General features: G+C 69.0%; 18 protein-coding genes. 10 read left to right on the top strand and 8 right to left on the bottom strand.

Going from position 1 to position 14,948, the window contains the following annotated elements; translation table 11 throughout:
- The first annotated feature begins 201 nt into the window (after positions 1-201).
- The 10 genes from ACFYWM_RS35270 to ACFYWM_RS35315 all read left to right on the top strand — a co-directional run bounded on the left by ACFYWM_RS35270 (position 202) and on the right by ACFYWM_RS35315 (position 7,349).
- Complete coding sequence (locus tag ACFYWM_RS35270) at positions 202-1,914, top strand: phage distal tail protein (protein WP_389923028.1); 1,713 nt, start codon at positions 202-204, stop codon at positions 1,912-1,914.
- A gap of 36 nt (positions 1,915-1,950) precedes the next feature.
- On the top strand, positions 1,951-3,789 hold the full coding sequence (locus ACFYWM_RS35275) for a hypothetical protein (protein WP_389923031.1): 1,839 nt from the start codon (positions 1,951-1,953) through the stop codon (positions 3,787-3,789).
- A 1-nt stretch (position 3,790) separates the two neighbouring features.
- Positions 3,791-4,192 (top strand): hypothetical protein, encoded by a 402-nt coding sequence (locus tag ACFYWM_RS35280; RefSeq protein ID WP_389923033.1) that lies wholly within the window; start codon positions 3,791-3,793, stop codon positions 4,190-4,192.
- A gap of 57 nt (positions 4,193-4,249) precedes the next feature.
- Positions 4,250-4,609, top strand: coding sequence for a hypothetical protein (locus ACFYWM_RS35285; protein ID WP_389923036.1), 360 nt, complete (start codon positions 4,250-4,252; stop codon positions 4,607-4,609).
- Positions 4,606-4,824 (top strand): hypothetical protein, encoded by a 219-nt coding sequence (locus ACFYWM_RS35290; protein WP_389923039.1) that lies wholly within the window; start codon positions 4,606-4,608, stop codon positions 4,822-4,824. The genes ACFYWM_RS35285 and ACFYWM_RS35290 overlap by 4 nt, the downstream gene beginning before the upstream one ends.
- Positions 4,817-5,155, top strand: coding sequence for a hypothetical protein (locus ACFYWM_RS35295; RefSeq protein WP_389923041.1), 339 nt, complete (start codon positions 4,817-4,819; stop codon positions 5,153-5,155). The genes ACFYWM_RS35290 and ACFYWM_RS35295 overlap by 8 nt, the downstream gene beginning before the upstream one ends.
- A complete protein-coding gene (locus ACFYWM_RS35300; protein ID WP_389923043.1) occupies positions 5,136-5,930 on the top strand; it encodes an N-acetylmuramoyl-L-alanine amidase in 795 nt (264 codons plus the stop codon). Before ACFYWM_RS35295 ends, ACFYWM_RS35300 begins: the two co-directional genes overlap by 20 nt.
- A gap of 198 nt (positions 5,931-6,128) precedes the next feature.
- Positions 6,129-6,494, top strand: coding sequence for a hypothetical protein (locus ACFYWM_RS35305; RefSeq protein WP_389923045.1), 366 nt, complete (start codon positions 6,129-6,131; stop codon positions 6,492-6,494).
- Positions 6,495-6,625: 131 nt separating this feature from the next.
- The gene (locus ACFYWM_RS35310) at positions 6,626-6,811 is read left to right on the top strand and encodes a hypothetical protein (RefSeq protein ID WP_389923047.1); all 186 of its coding nucleotides are present in this window, start codon (positions 6,626-6,628) and stop codon (positions 6,809-6,811) included.
- A gap of 250 nt (positions 6,812-7,061) precedes the next feature.
- Positions 7,062-7,349 carry a hypothetical protein gene (locus ACFYWM_RS35315; RefSeq protein ID WP_389923049.1) on the top strand — a complete coding sequence of 96 codons (288 nt, stop codon included), beginning with the start codon at positions 7,062-7,064 and terminating at the stop codon, positions 7,347-7,349.
- Between the two features lie 654 nt (positions 7,350-8,003).
- Here the strand turns inward: ACFYWM_RS35315 and ACFYWM_RS35320 are convergent.
- From ACFYWM_RS35320 to ACFYWM_RS35355, 8 genes are all read right to left on the bottom strand, one after another.
- Positions 8,004-8,141 carry a hypothetical protein gene (locus tag ACFYWM_RS35320; RefSeq protein ID WP_389923051.1) on the bottom strand — a complete coding sequence of 46 codons (138 nt, stop codon included), beginning with the start codon at positions 8,139-8,141 and terminating at the stop codon, positions 8,004-8,006.
- A gap of 463 nt (positions 8,142-8,604) precedes the next feature.
- Positions 8,605-8,802, bottom strand: coding sequence for a hypothetical protein (locus ACFYWM_RS35325; RefSeq protein WP_389923054.1), 198 nt, complete (start codon positions 8,800-8,802; stop codon positions 8,605-8,607).
- A gap of 9 nt (positions 8,803-8,811) precedes the next feature.
- Positions 8,812-9,672, bottom strand: coding sequence for a tyrosine-type recombinase/integrase (locus ACFYWM_RS35330; protein ID WP_389923056.1), 861 nt, complete (start codon positions 9,670-9,672; stop codon positions 8,812-8,814).
- 283 nt (positions 9,673-9,955) lie between these two features.
- Positions 9,956-10,090, bottom strand: a complete 135-nt coding sequence (locus ACFYWM_RS35335; RefSeq protein WP_389923059.1) for a hypothetical protein — start codon at positions 10,088-10,090, stop codon at positions 9,956-9,958.
- An 87-nt stretch (positions 10,091-10,177) separates the two neighbouring features.
- Positions 10,178-11,638: a hypothetical protein gene (locus tag ACFYWM_RS35340; protein ID WP_389923062.1), complete on the bottom strand. Its 1,461-nt coding sequence runs from the start codon at positions 11,636-11,638 to the stop codon at positions 10,178-10,180.
- The gene (locus tag ACFYWM_RS35345) at positions 11,635-12,456 is read right to left on the bottom strand and encodes a hypothetical protein (RefSeq protein ID WP_389923064.1); all 822 of its coding nucleotides are present in this window, start codon (positions 12,454-12,456) and stop codon (positions 11,635-11,637) included. The genes ACFYWM_RS35340 and ACFYWM_RS35345 overlap by 4 nt, the downstream gene beginning before the upstream one ends.
- A gap of 77 nt (positions 12,457-12,533) precedes the next feature.
- The gene (locus ACFYWM_RS35350) at positions 12,534-12,968 is read right to left on the bottom strand and encodes a hypothetical protein (protein WP_389923067.1); all 435 of its coding nucleotides are present in this window, start codon (positions 12,966-12,968) and stop codon (positions 12,534-12,536) included.
- An 11-nt stretch (positions 12,969-12,979) separates the two neighbouring features.
- Positions 12,980-14,884, bottom strand: coding sequence for a hypothetical protein (locus ACFYWM_RS35355; protein WP_389923070.1), 1,905 nt, complete (start codon positions 14,882-14,884; stop codon positions 12,980-12,982).
- Positions 14,885-14,948 lie beyond the last annotated feature (64 nt).

Consider the following 14,948-nt stretch of genomic DNA (forward strand, 5'->3'; position numbering starts at 1 on the left):
AGCAATTCTCGCCGCCCTTGTGGCGGTTTTTTCATGCCCGCACTCTCTTTCGTCGTCAGGGGGTAGGCGGGCGTGCCCATTGCGATCCATGGATCATCCCCGGCAGTCGCTACCGGTAGCGGCACTATCACCACCGCAGCGTTCAGTCCGCCTGCGGACAGCCTGCTCATAGCTGTGGTTGCCGCTTCCGTCTCGTCGCCGGTGATCAGCAATTCGGGGACCGCTCGGACGTGGACGCAGCGGAAAGTCCATCCTTCGTATGCGGGTATTGCGATCTACACGGCGCTCAACCCGACCGCGCTGACCGGTACGACAGTCTCCATCACCAGCAGCACCGGCGGCATGAAGGTGTTCGTCGTCACGGGCCATCACCCGTCGCTGTACATCGGCGCCAACGGTTCGGGAACGTCGGCGACGAACAACGTCACCATCAACGGCTACACCTCGACCGGTGTAGGCAGCCGAGGGTTCCTCGCCGCGATCGACTGGAACGGCACCGGGGCGCCAAGCTCAACCGACGACGACTACCCGTTCTTCGAAAGCGGCTTCCTGTCCGGTCTGGCTACGACGAAGTCCGCTAACTCCGGCGCTGCGGGTACGAACGTCCAGTTCAACCTCGATGCTGCCGGTACTGGGACCGCTGACTGGAACTGGGTCTCCTTGGAGATCCTCGGCGCGTCTCTGGAAGCGACGATCACCGCCTCCTCGGTGGACGCGGCTGCGGAGGTGCCCGAGCCGGGCCTGTCGTCGGGGCAGACGGTGCACGCTGGGACGGTGGGCGCTTCTGCGAGCGTGCCCGCTGTGGGCATCTCTGCGGGGCAGACGGTCCACGCTGGGAGTGTGGACGCCCAGGCGAGCGTCCCGAACCCGTCTGTGGCGGCGGGGGCAGCCGAACTGATCGAGGTGTCCACGGTCACCGCCTCAGCGGAGGTGCCTGACCCGGGCATCACCGCGATCAGCAACGCCACCCCGGCCCCGGCCAGCGTGACCGCCCAAGCGAGCGTCCTGCTCCCGGATATCACTGCGGACCGGCAGGCGCTCATCCCTGCGGTGCCGGTGGACGCCCAAGCGTTCGTGCCCACCGTCGGCGTCTCCGTCCCGATCCTCCCAGGGACGTCCATCACCAGGGACGGGCAGGTCGAGTGGGGCTACTACACGCTGTGGGGCTGGAACGCGTACTCGGTGCGGGAGATCACCGGCTGGGTGGACCAGAAACCCCAACTTGATGACCTCAGCGTCGAGGAGGCGTTTCGGCACGGAGCGTTGGCCGGCACGTCGTACGCGAAGCGCCGGGTTGTGACGATCAAGCTGCAGGTTAACTCCCTCAGCGATCCGACGCAGATCAGTGCGCTGCTCCGCCAGCTCCGCTACGACACCCGGACCCTGCGCGACAACACGCTGTGGCCGTTGGTCATCCGGGGCCGCACCGAGACGCTGCTGGCGTACGGCAAGGTCATCGACCGGACCGGCGTCATGGATGCCGACTGGTCGATCGGCTCTACGGAGCCAGTGATCACGATCATGTGCCCGGACCCTCGCTGTTACTCGCTGGAGCAGCAGTCAACGGTCATCGCCGCAGGTGAAACGGCGACGCTGGCGAACGACGGAGACGTCTACACCTCGCCGATCCTGAGGTTCACTGGGCCCGCGACGAACCCTGCCGTGTTGAACGAGACGTTGGATCGGGTGCTGGCGTTCAACATCACTCTCACCAGTGGGCAGCGTCTCGACGTTGACACCCAGCGCGGCAAGGTCCTGCTCGGCGACGTCAACCGCATGTCCGCGCTCGCCGACGACATCAGCGTCCCGGTGAAGGAATGGTTCCTCGACACCGGATCCTCGGTGATCACGTACGAGACGGACTCCGGCGGCACAGCCGGGGTTGAGATCATCCACCGCTCCGCCACCATGTGACCCACACCTGACCTCACCCGCGAGAGGAGGTCAGGCGTGGCCACTCTGCGGTCGGTTTCCTCCACCCAGTCCACCAACACCTCGTTCACCTGCACGAAACCACCCGGGGCCGCAGCTGGGGATGTGCTGCTCGCGTTCCAGACCTACGCCGGATTCTCGGCCTCGGCGATGACGACGCCGACTGGCGGCGGCACGGTGTGGCAGCTCCTCGGATCCCGAGCGGGCGCCGAGTGGGGCGGCAGCAAAGTCTGGTGGAAAGTCGCCGGCCCCAGCGAACCCGCCCAGTACGGGTTCAAGCAGGGCTCCGGCTATGACTCTGCGGTAGCGATCGTCGCAGTGTCCGGCTCTGATGGCTCCACACCGCTCCTCGCGTCGGCGGAGAACGGCGCGGACACGAGCATCGGCTGCCCCTCCGTCAGCCCGCCCACCGCTCCGGGCGTTACTGTCCGCTGGGGTGCGGCACTGATCGGCTCCGGCTCCACCTCTTGGACCGCGCCCGCAGGCCACACCGAGCAGGTTGAGCGGACCGGTGTCGGCACCTCCGTGTCGCTGGCCACGAAAGCACGCTCAGAGCCGGGTTCGACTGGGTCTGCGACGTTCACGATCGTCCGCTCGTCTCCGCCGATCTACAGCCACGGGTTCACCGTGGACGTCGGAGGCACCGCTGAGGCGCCAGAGGAGCCACCCGAGGTCATCCCGCCCAGCCCGGATATTCACTACCGGTTCGTGTTCTGCGACCTGCTGACGGACGACTACATCACCGACCTCGACCTCGAAGGCGTGACGTTCAGCAGGGTCATCGGCGAACCCGGCACCTTCTCCGCGACCGTCAGCGTGCCCAACCCTGACGTGGCTGAGCAGGTCGCCGCCGTCGTGCCGCGCTGGGTGGAAGACGACGTCGACCCCGACAGCCTCTCCACCGGGCCGGGCCGAACCATCTGCCACGTCTACCGCAACGGCATCATCTGGGGCACCTACGTCATCTGGCAGGCGACGGTGTCTGGCGCTGATCGGTCCGGCATCGAGGTCCGCCTCCAAGGCGCCACCCTGGAGTCGTACCTCAACTACGTGGAGATCCGCGAGGACATCACCCCGTACGAGGGCATCGATCAGTTGGAGATCGCCCGCGATCTGATCGCCAACATGCAGGATCGCACCTACGCCGACATCGGCTTGACCACGGAGTCGGGCATGTCGGGGGTGGAGCGGGACCGCACCTACCTCGCCAGCGAATCCGGCACGTATGGGCAGCGGATCCGTGAGCTCGCCGACGTGGATGGCGGCTTCGAATGGATGGTCACTACCTCTGACCCGGGCACCGGCAGCCGGATCCGCGAAGTGCAGTTTGGCTACCCCAAGCTTGGTTCCGACACCACCGACCATGTGTTCTCCGCGCCCGGGAACGTCATCTCGTGGTCGCAGAACATCGACGCTCTCCGTGGCGCCACCAGCTACCGGGCGCGCGGCGAGTCGGTCAGCACGGACCTGTCGACGCGCTCTGAGCCGCTTATGTCGGACGAGCAGAACGCGACCGCGCACCTCACCGCAGGGCACCCGAGGTTGGATGCGACGAAGGACTACTCGACGGTCAAGGAGTTGGACACCCTCAACGCGTACGCCACGAAATGGGCCGCTGAACGCCCAGGCCCGGTGCGTGTCCACCAGGTCACCGTCCGCCTGGACGACACGACGTTCACGCCGTCGAACCTCGGCGACTACGCCCGGTTGATCATCGTCAACGACTGGTGGCCAGTGAGGAACGGCGGCGCCTCCTTCAACAAGAGGTGGCGGATCATCGGCATCTCCGTCCGTGCGACGTCCCGCACCTCCCAAGAGACCGCGACCTTGACCTTCCAGGAAGAGACGGAGATCTGACGTGCCGTTGCCGCAGCCTGAGGGGTGGGAAGACCGGTTCCTGGCATTGGAACGTAAGGTCAACGAACTCCACACGATGATCACTAACCGGGGTGGTGTTACCACCGCGTCCGCTGGCCTGATCCTCCCCTCCCGCTCCACCCCGGACACGCCGGCCTCTGGAGGTCACCTGTACGGGCAGAGCGGGCAACCGTGGTGGAAGGCGAGCTCGGGCAGCACGTTCATGCTGATCCCGCCGACACCGGAGGATCCTCTCCAAACGCCAGTGACGACCTTGCCGGGGTTGACGACCCCGAACGCGTGGCCGGCCACTTACAACCCGGCGACGGGTGAGCTTGTGCAGGACGATCTGCAGCTTCACCGCGACAAGATCAACGCCATCATCAACAGCCTCACCCGCTGATCTCCGAACCGTTCGGTTCCCTCCGCCGACCTGCACATATAGAAAGGCGGACCCATCTTGGAGTGGGCGCAGATCCCCATTGTTCAGCTCGGCGCGGTAGGGGTCGTGTTCGCCATCGTCTGGCTCGTCGTCAAGGGTGTCCTGGTCCCCAGAGCAGTACTTGAAGACGCCCGGAAGGACGCCGAAGCGCGAGCTACGCAGGCGGAGAAAGACCGCGACGAACGAGTAGCGGACACCGAACGGGACTGCGAAACCTGGCAGCGCCTGTTCGAAGCGGAACGCCAAGCACATGAGACAACGCGGAAGGCATACGCCGAAGAGATCGGCGCTGCTCTAGCGGCCAGCACAGAGGGTGCGCAGGTCGCGGCGGCGCTACTGACGGAGATCCGAGCGCGACAACTTGAGGCGAACCAATGACCCGACCACAGGACGCGCGACCACAGGACCGGTCAGATATCGACGAAGCCACCCGGCTGGTCGAGGAGTCGAAACGGCGCGCGGACGCCGAGCGGCAGCGGGCACGGGAGTCGGCGCGCGGTACCTGGTCACTGGCTCGAAGGTTGCGCCTGCTGCGGGAGGAAAACGGCTTCGACCGGATCATGGATGAGGCGTACGGGGGGTCTGGTGGTTGAGGAGATTCGGCTAGCGGGATCGGTACTGATCGGGGTGACGACGGTACTCGCGGTGGCGTGCGTCGTGGTGCATCAACTCCTGGCCCGCTGGTGGAGAACTTCGTCCGGCCGCCACGTGTTCACGTTCGAAGCGGTGCTGGCGCTGTCGTTGAGCTTGTGGTCGCTGCGGCTGGTCATCCCGGAAGGCGACTGGTTTCAGGTGGTGCGACTGGTGGCGTTCGCTGGGATGCCGTTCGTACTGGCGTGGCGCATCCGGATCATCGTTCAGACCTGGCGCAAGGGGCGCCGCGAGCGAACCAGGGAGGTCTCCGATGAAGTTCGTGAAACGTGACGCGTTCGGGTGGGGGCCTACCTCGGCTGGGACCGCCAACCCAAGAAGCGGACTGGTTATTCATTACGATGGGTCCAATCAAGGCTTGGCAAACAAGCCACACAGTGCTTGCCGTGACTACTGGGTCCGCACTCGGAAGTTCCATATGGGATCGAACCGAGGGTGGACGGACATCGGCTACTCGTTCGGAGCGTGCCCCCATGGCTACGTGTTCGAGGGGCGCGGCGTAGATCGGGTGCAGGCGGCTCAGCCGGGCGGCAACTCGACGTGGTACTCGTGCACGCTCATGTCCGGTCCAGGGGAAGATCCGCCGGCCGCGCAGATCGACGCGGTTCGTCAGCTTCGCGCGTGGCTGATGAGCAAGGGCATGGCGGCTGGCGTGAAGGGACACCGGGACTTCTTCTCGACATCGTGTCCGGGCGACCGGCTCTATCGGTTGGTGCGAGAGGGGACGTTTGCCCGTCCGCCTGAGGTTGCGAAGCCCAAGCCTGCCTCGAAACCCAAGCCCGCTCCCACCTCGACGGAGGTCATGGTGAAGAAGCTGCCCACGCTCAAGGTCGGCGACGGCAAGGACGGCGGCGCGATCCGCTGGCATGTGAAGACCATGCACTACCTGCTGCTCGCCCGCGACTACGGAGGCTTGGACGGGCTGAACGACACCGTCTTCAGCGAGGAGCACGAGAACGGCGTGAAGGGCCTACAGGACGCCGCCGGGATGAAGCCCACTGGCGTAGTCGATGACGACACGTGGGCCCTGCTGCTGCGCGTCGCCTGACCCGTGGACATCCTGCACGCGTTGGTGTGGCCGTACCTCGCCCGACTCTCCGCCCTGTGGCCGGAGCCTGAACCACCCCCTGAGGACGACGAGCCTCTCCCCGACGAGCCCTGAGCCGACTGGCCGGGGCTTTTTTCATGCCCGGATCCGGGCGCCCGACTTCCCGCCGTGATGGCGGGCGACCCCCAAGGAGGGGCCATGAACACCAATAACGAGGCCACCGGCGAGCCCGCGCTGTACGCGTCTCTCGTTGCGTCAGCGGTTCAGATGGCGGCGGCGTTCTGGCTGCCCTGGTCGGATCAGCAGGTCGTGCTCGTTAACGCCGCTGTGATGGCCGCTGCCGGTGTATGGGTGGCGTTCTCGACCCGTAGCGTCGACAACGGTGGCAGCGTCAAGGCCGCGATCCTCGGTTTCGCGCAGGCGATCATCTCGCTGGCGGTCGTGTTCGGCTGGTCGGCGACTGCTGAGCAGACGGCGGGCCTGATGTCGTTCGTGGGCCTGCTGGTCGCGGTGTTCATCCGGCAGACGTCCGTGCCGAAGAGCAGCCTGACCCTCGCCGCGTAGGGGGCCTGGTGATGCCGCGCTGGTGGAGGTGCCTCTGTCCTCCCTGCGAAGTCGACCTCGAACCAATCCTCGAAGGGCTCGCCCGCATCGAGCAGGCGCAGTCACGTCTCAATAGGAAGGTAGACAAGATTATGGCCAAGCAGGACGACCTCAACAACCTCGTCGGCCGCATCGACACCGCCGTGGCCGGCATCCGCTCCGACATCGAGGCCATCAAGGCTGAGCACCCCGAGGTGGACCTGTCCGCCCTGGAGGCGCGTGTGGCTGGCCTGGAGGGCCTGGACGCCGAGTACCCGGCGGCGCCGCCGCAGGAGTAGCCGAACCGGCTGGCGCCCCACATCTGGAAGAAGCCCTCGTCGTCCTTCGGGGCGGCGGGGGCTTCTTCGCGTTCCCGGGCCGGGCATACTGCGCTGGTGGGGTCTTGGGCTTGCGGCCGCACGACTCGGGGCCCCACGCCCTGACCTTGAGACGCCCCGCCTTCTTCCAGGAGGGCGGGGCGTTTTCGTCTTGTCCGAGCTCGCCTCGTAGGATCGCCCCGGTATTGCACGACCCGGGGGAGACTGACCGATGGCCGACTACGAGATTCCCGCCGACCTGCTGGACGCGCAGCGCGTGTACTGGGCCGCCGACGAGCGTGTGCAGGAGGTGACAGACGCGCTGCCGTCACCGCAGGAAGTCCTCGAGGGTGCGCAAACTGAGGAGCAGGGGGAGGAACTCGCCCGGGTGCGGGAGGAGCGGTTGCTCGCCCTGGAGGCGCTGAACCGGCACCGGTGGTGGGACGGGGCCGAGCAGAAGCGCGACCGGCACGCCGCGTGGAAGGCACTCCAGCAGGCGGCCCGGGGCGACGCAGGGTAGAGACATCCGCTCACCCCAGGCGTAGCGTGAGCGCACCCCTACCGGAGGTAGACATGGTGGACGCCCCCGACTACGAAGCCCAGCTTGAGGCGATGATGGCGAAGCTCACCCCTCGCCAGCGTGAACGATATGAGCGGCTCCACGAGGAGACCCGCACCTGGTATGAGCAGAGGCTTGAGGACGCGCGAGCAGAGTACGCCCGCTACCAGCAGGAATCCTCGTCAGGCGGGAACGTTTCGTCGCCCCGCTGGCCGGGGGAGACGTTCCCCGCGTGGGTTGCCCGGCTGATCCGGGCCCGTACTAGGAGGCGTTGAAGGGTCCCGCACCCCCTCGCCGGGTGCGGGACCATGATCGGTGATCGACTGGCGGGTGCGTCGGGTTACCGGCCATACCTGACCGGCATGACGAAGCCCCCGCCCGGAATGGGCAGGGGCTGCTTCGTCTTGTCTGCTGGGCGACCGCCCCCCGCTGGAGGCGGCCGCCCGGAGGTGACGCCGACCCGGTCAGCCGCACGCTGACGGGCCTCACCCTGTAAGACGCCGGCCGAGGGCGGGTGGTTGCCCAGAACCCGAATCGGGCTCGGGCGCCAGGCACCCCAGGAACACGGAAGCCCTGCCGCTCCGGAGGAGAGCGACAGGGCTTCTTCGCGTGTGGCTACTCGGCGTCCAGGACGTCCGCCGCGGCTCGGAGCAGCGGTTCCAACTGCTCGCGGTGCGGGTCCAGCAGCTCCCGGGTGCGCTGATGCACCCAGTCGGGCACAGGGTCATCGTCGGGCAGGTCGGGTGAGGTCATGGGGTCATGCTCACCCGACCTGCTGATCGGCCGCAGGCAGACACAGCAACACCCCCGAAGGTGACGGGACAGGTGGACGCACCTATACGTCACAGGTGTGAGGGCCGGGATGATTCAAAGGGAGGAGACACGGCTCGTCCAACTCGACATCTTCGGCTCTGCACGGCGGCAGCGCCTTGAGTTGCCCTTGCCCTGTGTCGTCCCACACCAGCCACCACTCGGTGCCACTGGCCGCCTGGCCGGTCGCGATGTGCGGCCCTGGGTGCCCGTTCTCTCGGATCTCGCAGCGCCGCTCAGCGCCGACTTCGTACGCGGCGCGCGGGACGGCGTTGAGTCGAGCCACCTCTCCAAGGGTCAGCACCAGGGGGGCGTCACACCGGGTGAGATCATGATCCATGACAGTCACCATAGCCTTCGTGGTCGAGATCGCTGGCGGGTACTCATAATCATTGCTATCGGGTGGTCACATGCCGAGCAGGTCAGCCACCTCGGTAAATCCGGTCTCTCGAAGGCTGTTACCTTCCCCGGCTCGGTGCTTTCGGATCTCTTCCGCTAGATAGATGTCCATCGCGGCTACCAGATGCTCCGCCAGCCTTCTGTGCGGAGTAGCCGCTTCGGAGGCGAAACGGGATCGGTCGGCGTCCCAGGGGCGTTCTTCCATGTCACTCCCTTACTGGTCAACGGGTAGTCCCTCGATGGCGGCGCGGCGCTCGTCCTCCGACGGCAGCGTGTACCGGCGGGCGGTCTCGACGCTGTGGCCGAGCGTCTCGGCGATGACCACGATGTCCTCGCCCTGCCGCCGCATGTTCGTTCCGAGCGTGTGCCGAAGCGTGTGAGGGGTGAAGTCCTCGCGGATCCCGGCGGCGTCCGCCAGGCCGGTGAGGATGTCGTAGATGCCGCGCGTCGTCAGGCGCCGGCCGCGGGCGTTGACGAACAGCGCCACCTCCCCGTCCGCTGCGGCGCGCTGGGCCATCCACGTCTCCAGGGCGGCGCGCAGGCGGGAGTGGACGAGCACCTCCCGGTAGCGGCCTCCCTTGCCGTAGCGGACGATCAGCGCGCCCTTCCTCGCGGATAGGTGGACGTCGTCGACGTCGAGGGCGGCGAGCTCGGCGATCCGCAGGCCCGCATAGAAGCCGGTGTAGGCGATGGCGCCGTCCCGGGCGGGCGCACGCTCGGCCTCACGCACGAACCGGGTCTGGGCGCGCGGGTCGAGGGCGCGGGGGGCGAGCTGGGGCAGGGTTGTGCGCTTGGCCGTGGCGGGGCCGACGCCGACGCGCCGGTTGAGGTCGTCGACGGCGGTGAGGTGGGCGTTGACGGTGGCCGGGCTGCGCTTGGCGACGGTGAGTAGGTAGGCGCGGTAGTCGCGGGCGGCCCAGTCCCGGACGGATGGGTCGGTGAGGGGGTCGCCGTCGAGGTCGCTGGTCTCCAGCCAGGTGAAGTACTGGCGGACGCGGGACAGGTAGGCGGTGATGGTTTTCGGGGACAGCGGGGTACCGGGCCGAGTGACCTTCGCGCGGTAGGCGGCGAACACCTCGGTGTAGCGGTCGGGCAGCCGGGTCGGCAGCGCTCCGGGTCCGCGCCGAGGGGCGGACTCACCGCCATCGTGATCAAGGTCCGTAATATCGGAAGTCGAATCGGGCCCCTGTGAATCCCCAGAGACCGAAGTATCGGAAGCTCCCCCCGGGGGCGACTTCTGATACTCGGAGGTATCGGAAGCTGCTCCAGCTCCGGCGTGCAGACTCATGGCGTCCTCTCAAGATCGGGTGGTGGAGACGGGGCGGCCCCGGCGCCGAGGGGGACACCGGGGCCGGGGTCTATCGCTTCGACGTGTTCTTGTCGTCGGTCGAGGCTTTCGGCTTCGGCTCGGTCAGGCGGATGGTCGCCGGGTCGAGGCCGGTCCGTTCCAGGAGGGCGGCGCGCAGGACGGGGTCGGACGTGGTGAGGTACATGTGATCTCCTTCGGTCGGGCCTGCTCGGGTGAGCGGCGCTCCGGGCACGCGGCCGACCGGCGGCCGGTCGCGCACCCCCAACGCCACTCAGCCGTCAGCCAGGACGTATAGGCCGCGCTCCAGACGGTCGACGTCGCCGCGGTCCGCCAGCGCGCCGAGAGCGTTACGGATCGTGCCGAGGCGGACGTCCTTGCCGCCGTCCTTCAGCACCGCGGCCAGGACGTCGTCAGCGGTCATCGCGTCCCCGGCGTTTGCCAGGACGGCCAGGACCCGCTCCTCCACGCGGGCGGGCCGCGTCTTCCCGCCGTCGGCCGGACTCGCAACGGTCCCGGTGGCCACGACCGCCTGCTGTGCCTGCTGGCTCGCCATCTCCGTGCACAGCGCGGCCATGGCGGCCGGATCGTGACGGACGGCGTACGCCTCGCCCGCCGCCGGGTGGGAGTCGGCCTCCAGCCGCTCGGGGTCTCCCGGCCCGTACAGCGCGAGGATCTCCGGGTCCAGGCCCGGTGTGGGGGCGATGGAGCCGACGCGGAAGTGGCGCATCATCGCGGTGGGGTGCGGGCCGGACAGCAGGTAGGCGGTCCCCTGCGTGCCGGGCGCGTCGTCGTCGTCATCGTCGGCGACGCGCCCGTCGAGCTGGCTGGTGAGGGTTCGCGGGCGGAGCGCCTTGGGGATGGGCATGAGCTGCTCCCCGGCGGGGAGCAGGCCGTCGGCGACGAGCTGGCGCATCATGCCGCTGCTCCACCTGAGCAGCGTGACCTCGCCCTCCTTCAGCATCGCCCTCAACGTGTCGGAGCCGCCGAGCTCCTCCAGGTGGCTGGCCTGGGCGTCCAGCTCGATGCCGACGCCGACTGAACGGCCTGTCCTCCCCAGCTCCTTGACGAGGTAGGTGGCTTCCTCCCTATACGGGGCGCCCCGCTCCAACAGCCGGTTCGCCTCATCGATCCGCACCGACAGCAGCGGGTCCGGGTCGCCGAGGAGGAAAGCGTTGCGGCCCATGACCTTGTATCGGCACTGCCGGGCCTTGGCGACGGCGACGGCCGCGCGCAGCATGAGGATGGCCTCTTCCTGCGTGGTGGCGTGCCAGTCGACATGCCCGGCCGCCTCGGGCGCGGACTGTCCGCCCTTGAGGTCGGCGAACCAGGAGACGACGCGGTTGCGCTTCTCGCACGCCAGGTTGTACTGGACCGTCCTCGACTTGCCCGCGCCGGTCGTGCCGAACACCATGGCCCGCTGAGCGCTGCCGGTCGACGGGTCGAACATCTTCCGTCGAGCGGGCCGGCCGTTGTGGTAGCGGCCGACCACGATCCGGCCGTGCCGGTCCATCATCATGTCCGCGAGGGTCGGCGGCGGCATGTCCGCCAGCGGGTTGGACGGGTAGATCGTGACCAGGGCGCGGCGGGACCCGTCGGTCTCCACCGCGATCCGGGTCGGGTCGCTGATGCCCAGTGCGGAGCACAGCTTGGCCAGGTCGTAAGTGATCACCTGCCCCTGCGGGACTTCCAGCGTCAGCTCGACTACCTCGCCGGTGGTGGCCATGGCGGTCATACGTCGGTCTCCTGTCCTACGGTCACGGTGGCGGTCGTACCGGCGGTGCCGGGGCGGCCGACTCGTATGTCGGTCAAGACGGACCCCTGCATCGCTACCGGGGCGATGCGCTGAGCCCAGATCGTCGGGAGGTCGGTGTCGTCGGGCTTGCCGATCGTCAGGCGCCGCACGGCGGCGCCGCGGCCGGGCACCGGACCGACCTTGATGTCCTCCTCGGGGATGTCCATGAGTGCTGAGAGGCGCTTCACCGACACGTCCGGCACCGGCTCACCCGGGATGACGCTGCGGATCACGGCCCGCATCGACCTCTCCCCGGTCCGCTCGATGTCCTCCAGGAGCGTGTCGGGCGCCGCGCCACCCTCGACGGCCACGCGCGCCGACCACCAGCGGGCGGCCGGGTGTCCGTCGACCTCCTCGGCCACCGAGACCGGAACGACCTCGGCAGGGACGGGCGGGCAGAGCATCCGGCGGGCCACCCGAGCCGGGCGCATCACCCAGGTCCCGGCCGACCACGCGGTGAGGGCCAGGGCCTCGCTCCAGTGGATGCCCGGCACGATCTGCTCGGCGAGCAGAAGGGTGGCCAGGCTGGCGCCGGGCGCCAGGTACAGCACGGTGGCGGTGGCTCGCTGGTGGCCGTCCGGCTTCCAGGTCCGCAGGGTCATCAGTCCGGTGCCGGACGCCGCCGCGGTCGCCAGCAGGGACGCGCTGGTGAAGTCGCCGGTGAACAGCCCGCAGGCTGCCGCAGCGATGCCGGCCACGGTGGCCACGCGGCCGGTGCAGCTGCGCACGACGTCGAGGCGGCGGCGCGCTCGTCGCACTGTGGGCCAGTCTGGGAGCTCCACTTCCAGCGGAGGCAGGGGCGGCGGGGTCCGGGTCATTGTTCTCTCCTCTCAGGTCAGCGGTTGCTGTAGAACTCGGCGTTGGCCATCGGAACGGGCATGGTGCGGGCGGCCTCGGCGACGGTGCCGTAGTCGGCCTGGTGGGCGGCGGCGGTCTGCTCGAACGACACCGACAGGTCTTCGGTGGCTTCTGCCATCGCCTCGGCGTCGGCCAGCACCGACCGCATGATGGTCGCGGCCTGGTGGTGCTCGCCGACGGTGTCGACGTCGACGGTCAGGCTCTCCATCTGGTCGGCCAGCCGGTCCACCGAGGAGGCGCAGCCCTCCACGTACCGGTACGTGGAGCGGACCTGCTCGCTCAGCCCGCGCAGCCGGACCCCGGCCGCCACGAGCTGGACGATGAGGATTCCGTACCGGATAGCCCGCACGATGATGCCGCCGCTGTCTGCGACCACCTCGCCGGTGCTGTTTGCGCTGTTCAGTTCGTGCATGGGAGCTCCCTCTACTCGTCGTGGTACTCACGCTCAGCCGGGCGGATGTGCCCGGCGTCGCGGACGGCGTCGGCCAGGCCCTGGTGGCGGGCGGCGGCGTTGGTGCCGGCAACGGAGATGGCCTCGGCGGCGAGGGGCAGGTTGGCGGCGATCGCCTCGGCCCTGGATTTGACGGTCATCGTCTTGTCCATGAGCAGCGCCATCATGCCGAGCAGGACGCCCGGCACCTTCAGGTCGCGGACCCCGGCGTACACCTCCTCCAGCCTCGTCAGCAGCTGCTCGCAGCCGTCCGCCGTGTCACGGGCCTCGGTCACGCCCTCGGTGATCTCCTCGGCCATGTCGGCGTCGGCCTCGATCACGTCGTAGATCGTCAGGTCCGCGTCGGCGTACTGGGTTGTCCTCGCAGGCATGCTCACGGTTGGTGCTCCTTGCTGGTCCGCTGGTGTCGGCGACGGGGCCGGGTCTGCACTGGGCGACTCGGCCTGGTCTGCACTCGGCGACGTGGTCGGGTCTGCGGTCGGCGACGGGGCCGGACCGGTCAGCGCGGCCTGCCCCACGGTGAGAGCCGGGGCCTCGGGGCGAGGCCAGGGGCGCTCGTCGACGCGCTCCACGGTCACCCACTCCGACTGATCCGCCCCGGGAGGCGGCCGCATCCTCTCCCAGCCCGAAGGAGGCTGATCCCAGCCGGTCGCGTCGCGGTCGGCGCGGGGAGAGTCCTGGGACGTCCCGGTCTCCGTCGCCGACTCGGCGCCGGACTCGGCGGTGTGGCGGGTCCTCCAGCGCTTCCACCACTTGGTGCCGGTCGTCCACGCCCGGGAGTGACCGGTGCGCTTAGAGCCCTTGGGCTTCGGTGTGGGGCCTGCGGGCGTGGTGCGGCCGGTCGTCCAGCGCTTCGGCCCCGCGGCCTCCTTGCCGGATCCCTTGGCGCCCTTCTTGGGTGCCTTCCACGTCATCTTGGGGCGCTTGGGTCCGTCCTTCGGGGACTTGCCGCCGGGCCTGCCCTTCCCCTTCGGCTTCGCGGTGCTGCCCGCGGCGTCGTCCTTGCGGCCCTTCGGCTTCGACGGCTTGCTGTCGGCCCCGGCCTGGCCGATCGCCTTGCGCCCGCCCTTCGGCGCCGTGGTGCTGCCCTTGCCGCTCCCCTGAGGGCGCTTCGGCGTGCCGCCCGACCCGGTCCGGCCGGTTGCCTTGCCTTTGCCCTTCGGCCTCGTGCTGGCCCCCTGAGGGCGTTTCGCCGCCCCCGTTCCCTTCGGTGCCGCCTTACCGCCCCGGGTGGCCTTGGGGCCCTTCCCGCCTCCGGTCGGTCGGCCCCCGCCTCCACCACCCGCGCGGCGGGCGAAAGCCTGGGAGCCCTTGGAGCCCTTGGGCTTCCTCCCCTTCGATCCGCCGGCGGGCGAGCGCAGCAGAGACCCCGTACCGCCTGAGGAACCCGATCCGCCCGCCCCGCGCGCTGACCGTGCGCCCCCGCCTCCGGCCTTGGTGCCGGACCCGGCGGCCGCGGACTTGGAAGCCTGCTTGTCGGCCCCGGCGCGCGTCTTGTCCGCGAGCGCCTGGCGGTGCCGGGCGCGGTGCCACATCCCCTGAGCGGCAGCGACGCCGAGGGCCGTCATCAGCGCCATGGCGACCGCGGCCGTATCCCGCGCGGTCGGGTTGTCGGGGTCCTCCGGAGGTGGCGGAGCGAACGCGCCCTCGTCGTCGGACGCAGGAGCAGGGTCCGGCGTGCCCGGCACGGTCAGGTGCAGCGGGGGCCTCATCTCCGCGACCACGGGCAGCTGGGGCCACGGGGCGGCCTGCCCGCCGTCGTGCTCGTCGGCGGGGTCGTTGTCCGGCCTGGGGGTCGCGTCGGGGGCGTCGAGCGACCCCGGAAGGATCACGCGGGGAAACCGCAGGATCGCGCCGTCGTCGTTGTTGTCGCTCACGTTCGCCTCCTTTCTGGGGGTTGACACTCAGTGACCGAATCGGGGACACTCGCGCGCCGCGCGT

It is taken from the genome of Streptosporangium sp. NPDC002721 (genome assembly GCF_042888905.1).
Classification (GTDB): Bacteria; Actinomycetota; Actinomycetes; order Streptosporangiales; family Streptosporangiaceae; genus Streptosporangium.

What these genes read in the sequence shown, in the direction of transcription:
- ACFYWM_RS35310 (WP_389923047.1), top strand. Translation starts at nt 6,626, where the DNA reads ATGGCCAAGCAGGACGACCTCAACAACCTCGTCGGCCGCATCGACACC.
- ACFYWM_RS35320 (WP_389923051.1), bottom strand. Translation starts at nt 8,141, where the DNA reads ATGACCTCACCCGACCTGCCCGACGATGACCCTGTGCCCGACTGGGTG.
- ACFYWM_RS35340 (WP_389923062.1), bottom strand. Translation starts at nt 11,638, where the DNA reads ATGACCGCCATGGCCACCACCGGCGAGGTAGTCGAGCTGACGCTGGAA.
- ACFYWM_RS35325 (WP_389923054.1), bottom strand. Translation starts at nt 8,802, where the DNA reads ATGGAAGAACGCCCCTGGGACGCCGACCGATCCCGTTTCGCCTCCGAA.
- ACFYWM_RS35290 (WP_389923039.1), top strand. Translation starts at nt 4,606, where the DNA reads ATGACCCGACCACAGGACGCGCGACCACAGGACCGGTCAGATATCGAC.
- ACFYWM_RS35335 (WP_389923059.1), bottom strand. Translation starts at nt 10,090, where the DNA reads ATGTACCTCACCACGTCCGACCCCGTCCTGCGCGCCGCCCTCCTGGAA.
- ACFYWM_RS35305 (WP_389923045.1), top strand. Translation starts at nt 6,129, where the DNA reads ATGAACACCAATAACGAGGCCACCGGCGAGCCCGCGCTGTACGCGTCT.
- ACFYWM_RS35350 (WP_389923067.1), bottom strand. Translation starts at nt 12,968, where the DNA reads ATGCACGAACTGAACAGCGCAAACAGCACCGGCGAGGTGGTCGCAGAC.
- ACFYWM_RS35315 (WP_389923049.1), top strand. Translation starts at nt 7,062, where the DNA reads ATGGCCGACTACGAGATTCCCGCCGACCTGCTGGACGCGCAGCGCGTG.
- ACFYWM_RS35300 (WP_389923043.1), top strand. Translation starts at nt 5,136, where the DNA reads ATGAAGTTCGTGAAACGTGACGCGTTCGGGTGGGGGCCTACCTCGGCT.